This is a genomic window from Ruegeria sp. BF7 (genome assembly GCF_056538605.1).
In genome coordinates this window covers 1-4481 of sequence record NZ_JBQFTM010000039.1, presented here as the reverse complement: position 1 = coordinate 4481, position 4481 = coordinate 1, and the positions used below count along the sequence as shown (strand labels likewise).

The 4481-nt window shown below is 63.1% G+C and carries 3 protein-coding genes; all 3 read left to right on the top strand.

The window, feature by feature from the left end; genetic code table 11:
* Position 1: 1 nt before the first annotated feature.
* The 3 genes from gcvT (at position 2) to gcvP (ending at position 4450) form a co-directional block, all read left to right on the top strand.
* The gene (gcvT, locus tag ACR0IK_RS24190; protein ID WP_480643663.1) at positions 2-1096 is read left to right on the top strand and encodes a glycine cleavage system aminomethyltransferase GcvT; all 1095 of its coding nucleotides are present in this window, start codon (positions 2-4) and stop codon (positions 1094-1096) included.
* Positions 1097-1113: 17 nt separating this feature from the next.
* Positions 1114-1479, top strand: a complete 366-nt coding sequence (gene gcvH, locus ACR0IK_RS24185; protein WP_480643662.1) for a glycine cleavage system protein GcvH — start codon at positions 1114-1116, stop codon at positions 1477-1479.
* Between the two features lie 115 nt (positions 1480-1594).
* Positions 1595-4450 carry an aminomethyl-transferring glycine dehydrogenase gene (gene gcvP, locus ACR0IK_RS24180; protein WP_480643661.1) on the top strand — a complete coding sequence of 952 codons (2856 nt, stop codon included), beginning with the start codon at positions 1595-1597 and terminating at the stop codon, positions 4448-4450.
* Positions 4451-4481 lie beyond the last annotated feature (31 nt).

Sequence of the window (4481 nt, the reverse complement as noted above, 5' to 3'; positions counted from 1 at the left end):
CATGACCGATATTAAGCGCACGCCGTTGTACTCATTGCATGTTGAGTTGGGTGGCAAGATGGTTGATTTTGCTGGGTGGGAGATGCCTGTTCAGTATCCGATGGGGATCATGGGCGAGCATAAGCAGTGCCGTGAGAAGGCGGCAGTGTTTGATGTGAGCCATATGGGTCAGGTGATCCTGCGGGGTGAGGATGTGGGTGAGAAGCTGGAAGCTTTGTGCCCGCAGGCCTATGCGACGCTGAAGGAAGGCAAGGCGCGGTACGGGTTCTTTACCAATGCGGACGGCGGGATCATGGATGACCTGATCGTGTCGAATGCGGGCGATCATTATTTCGTCGTTGTGAACGCGGCGCTGCGTGATCAGGACATTCCGCATATGCGCGATAACCTTGAAGGCGTCGAAGTGACCGAGATCTTCGACCGCGCGCTGGTGGCGGTGCAGGGTCCCAAGGCCGAGGACGTGGTGGGCGACCTCTGCCCTGCAGCCCGTGACCTGAAGTTCATGGAAACCACGATTGCCGATATCAACGGTGTCGAATGCCGCATCTCGCGGCTGGGCTATACCGGCGAGGACGGCTACGAGATCTCGATCCCCGAGGACAAGGCGATCGAGATCACCCGCGCCTTCCTGGCGCATGAGGATTGCGAACCGGCCGGTCTGGGCGCGCGCGACAGCCTGCGGCTGGAGGCGGGTCTGTGCCTTTATGGCAATGACATCGACCAGAGCACCTCGCCGATCGAGGCCTCTCTGGGCTGGGCGATCCAGAAGCGCCGCAAGGAAGAGGGCGGCTTTCCGGGCGCCGAGCGGGTGCAAAAGGAACTGGCCGAAGGTCCCGCCCGCAAGCTGGTGGGCATCAAGCCGGAAGGCCGCGCACCTGCGCGCCAGGGCGTGGAAATTCAGTGCGCTGAAGGAAACACCATCGGTCAGATCACCTCGGGCAGCTTTGGTCCCACGGTCGGCGGCCCGGTGGCGATGGGCTATGTGTCCGCCGGTCACGGCGAGCCGGGCGAGACGGTGAACCTGATCATCCGGGGCAAGGCACAACCGGCGCAGATCGTGGCGCTGCCCTTCGTCAAACAGAATTACAAGCGTTGAAGTCAGGAGAGAGAGACATGGCAACCTATTATTCCGAAGAGCATGAATGGCTGACCGTTGAGGGTGACACGGCCACTCTGGGCATCACCAAACATGCCGCCGAGCAGCTGGGCGAGGTGGTCTTTGTCGAGCAGCAGGACGCGGGCGAGGAATTTGCCAAGGATGGTGAGATCGGCGTGATCGAATCCGTCAAGGCGGCCTCCGAGCTTTATGCGCCGGTCGATGGCGAGATCGTCGAGGTCAACGAGGCGCTGGCCGACAACCCCGGTGCGCTGAACGAAGATCCCGAGGGCGAGGCCTGGGTCTACAAGATCAAGATCACGGATGCGTCGCAGCTGGAAGACCTGATGGACGAAGCCGGCTACAAGGCCTTCATCGGCTGAGCCTCTGCAGGGGTCCTGACCCGGGACCCCACCCGTTCGGGCCAAACCGGCCCGCATTCTACCCGGAGGCTCTCGCGGCCTCCGCCGGACCTGACTTATTCATAGGAGCGCTGCAATGGCCTTCAAACTGACCGACTACGAAGCCTATGACTTTGCCAATCGCCGCCATATCGGGCCCAGCCCGACCGAGATGCGCGACATGCTCAAGGTGATCGGCTTCAAGACGCTGGACGAGCTGATCGACGCCACCGTTCCGCCCGCGATCCGCCAGAAAGAGCCGCTGGACTGGGGTCCGGCGATGACCGAACGGGATGCGCTTTTCCACATGAAGCAGGTGGCGAGCAAGAACAAGGTTCTGACCTCGCTGATCGGTCAGGGCTATTATGGCACCACCACCCCGGCGCCGATCCTGCGCAACATCCTGGAAAACCCGGCCTGGTATACAGCCTACACCCCTTATCAGCCCGAGATCAGCCAGGGCCGGCTTGAGGCGCTGTTGAACTTCCAGACCATGGTCAGTGATCTGACCGGGCTGGACGTGGCCAACGCCTCGCTGCTGGACGAAGCCACCGCTGCCGCCGAAGCCATGGCAATGGCCAAGCGCGGCGGCCGGTCCAAGGCCAACAATGCGGCCTTCTTTGTCGACCGCAACTGCCACCCGCAGACCATCGCGGTGATCAAGACCCGCGCCGAACCTCTGGGTATCGACGTACAGGTGGGCGACCCCGACAGCCTCGACGCAGGCGCAGTTTTTGGCGCGATCTTCCAGTATCCGGGCACCCACGGCCATGTGCGCGACTACACCGCCGAGATCGCGGCGCTGCACGAACATAAAGCCATCGCCATTGTCGCCGCCGACATCCTGTCGCTGGCGCTGCTGAAAAGCCCTGGTGAGATGGGCGCGGATATCGCCATCGGCTCGACCCAGCGCTTTGGCGTGCCGATGGGCTATGGCGGCCCGCACGCGGCCTATATGGCAACCACCGACAAGCTGAAGCGCTCGATGCCGGGCCGGATCATCGGTGTCAGCATCGACAGCCGCGGCAACAAGGCCTATCGCCTGTCGCTGCAGACCCGCGAACAGCATATCCGGCGCGAGAAAGCCAACTCGAACGTCTGCACCGCGCAGGCACTGCTGGCGGTGATCGCCTCGATGTATGCGGTCTATCACGGCCCCGACGGTATCAAGGCCATCGCGCAATCGGTGCATCGCAAAACCTCGCGCATGGCGGCCGGTCTGGAAGAGGCGGGCTTCTCGGTCGAACCTGAGGTGTTCTTCGACACCATCACGGTCGAGGTCGGCCATCTGCAGAATGTCGTGATGGAGGCCGCCGTGGCCCGGGGCGTCAACCTGCGCAAGGTCGGCGACAGCAAGGTGGGCATCAGCCTGGACGAACAGACCCGCCCCGAGACCATCGAGGCCGTCTGGGGGGCCTTCGGCATCGACCGCAAGGATGACAGCTCGAACAAGCAATATCGCCTGCCGGATTATGCGCTGCGCGAAAGCGCCTATCTGACCCACCCGATCTTCCACCAGAACCGGGCCGAGGCCGAGATCACGCGGTACATGCGCCGTCTGGCCGACCGTGACCTGGCGCTGGACCGCGCGATGATCCCGCTGGGCTCGTGCACCATGAAGCTGAACGCGACGATCGAGATGATCCCGGTCACCTGGCCCGAGTTCTCCAACCTGCATCCGTTTGTGCCGCAAGATCAGGCGCAGGGCTATCACGAGATGATTGCCGACCTGAACGACAAGCTGTGCCAGATCACCGGCTATGATGCGATCAGCCAGCAGCCCAATTCGGGCGCACAGGGCGAGTACGCAGGCCTGCTGACCATCCGCAACTATCACTTCGCCCGTGGTGAAGGGCACCGCAATGTCTGCCTGATCCCGACCTCGGCGCATGGCACCAACCCGGCCTCGGCCCAGATGGTGGGCTGGCAGGTTGTGCCGGTGCAGGCGGATGACAAGGGAAACATCGATCTGAATGACTTCCGCGCCAAGGCCGAGAAGCATTCCGATCATCTGGCCGCCTGCATGATCACCTACCCGTCCACCCATGGCGTGTTCGAGACCACCGTGCAGGAGGTCTGCCAGATCACCCATGACCATGGCGGTCAGGTCTATATCGACGGCGCCAACATGAACGCCATGGTCGGCCTGTCGCGCCCCGGTGACATTGGCGGCGATGTCAGCCACCTGAACCTGCACAAGACCTTCTGCATCCCGCATGGCGGCGGCGGCCCCGGCATGGGTCCGATCGGCGTCAAGGCGCATCTGGAAGAGCACCTGCCCGGCCACCCGGAATACGGCACCGCCGTGGGTCCGGTCTCGGCGGCACCGTTTGGTTCGCCTTCGATCCTGCCGGTCAGCTGGGCCTATGTGCTGCTGATGGGCGGTGCGGGTCTGACGCAGGCGACCAAGGTGGCGATCCTGAACGCCAACTACATCGCGGCACGTCTGCAGGATGCCTATCCGATCCTCTATACCTCCGAGACAGGTCGTGTGGCGCATGAATGCATCCTCGACACCCGTCCGCTGGACGCCGAGGCGCATGTCACCGTGGACGACATCGCCAAACGTCTGGTGGATTCAGGCTTCCACGCGCCGACCATGTCCTGGCCGGTGGCCGGAACCCTGATGGTCGAACCGACGGAATCGGAACCCATGGCGGAGCTCGACCGCTTCTGCGACGCCATGCTCTCGATCCGGGCCGAGGCGCAGGACATCATCGACGGCAAGATCGATGCGGAGAACAACCCGCTGAAAAACGCCCCCCACACGGTGCGCGATCTGGTCGGCGACTGGGACCGCCCCTACACCCGCGAACAGGCCTGCTTCCCGCCGGGCTCCATGGGCGTCGACAAATACTGGTCCCCCGTCAACCGCGTCGACAACGCATACGGAGACCGAAACCTCGTCTGCACATGCCCCCCAATGGACGCATACCAAGACGCCGCAGAATAAAAATCAGATCCCCCCGCCAAAATGGCGGGGG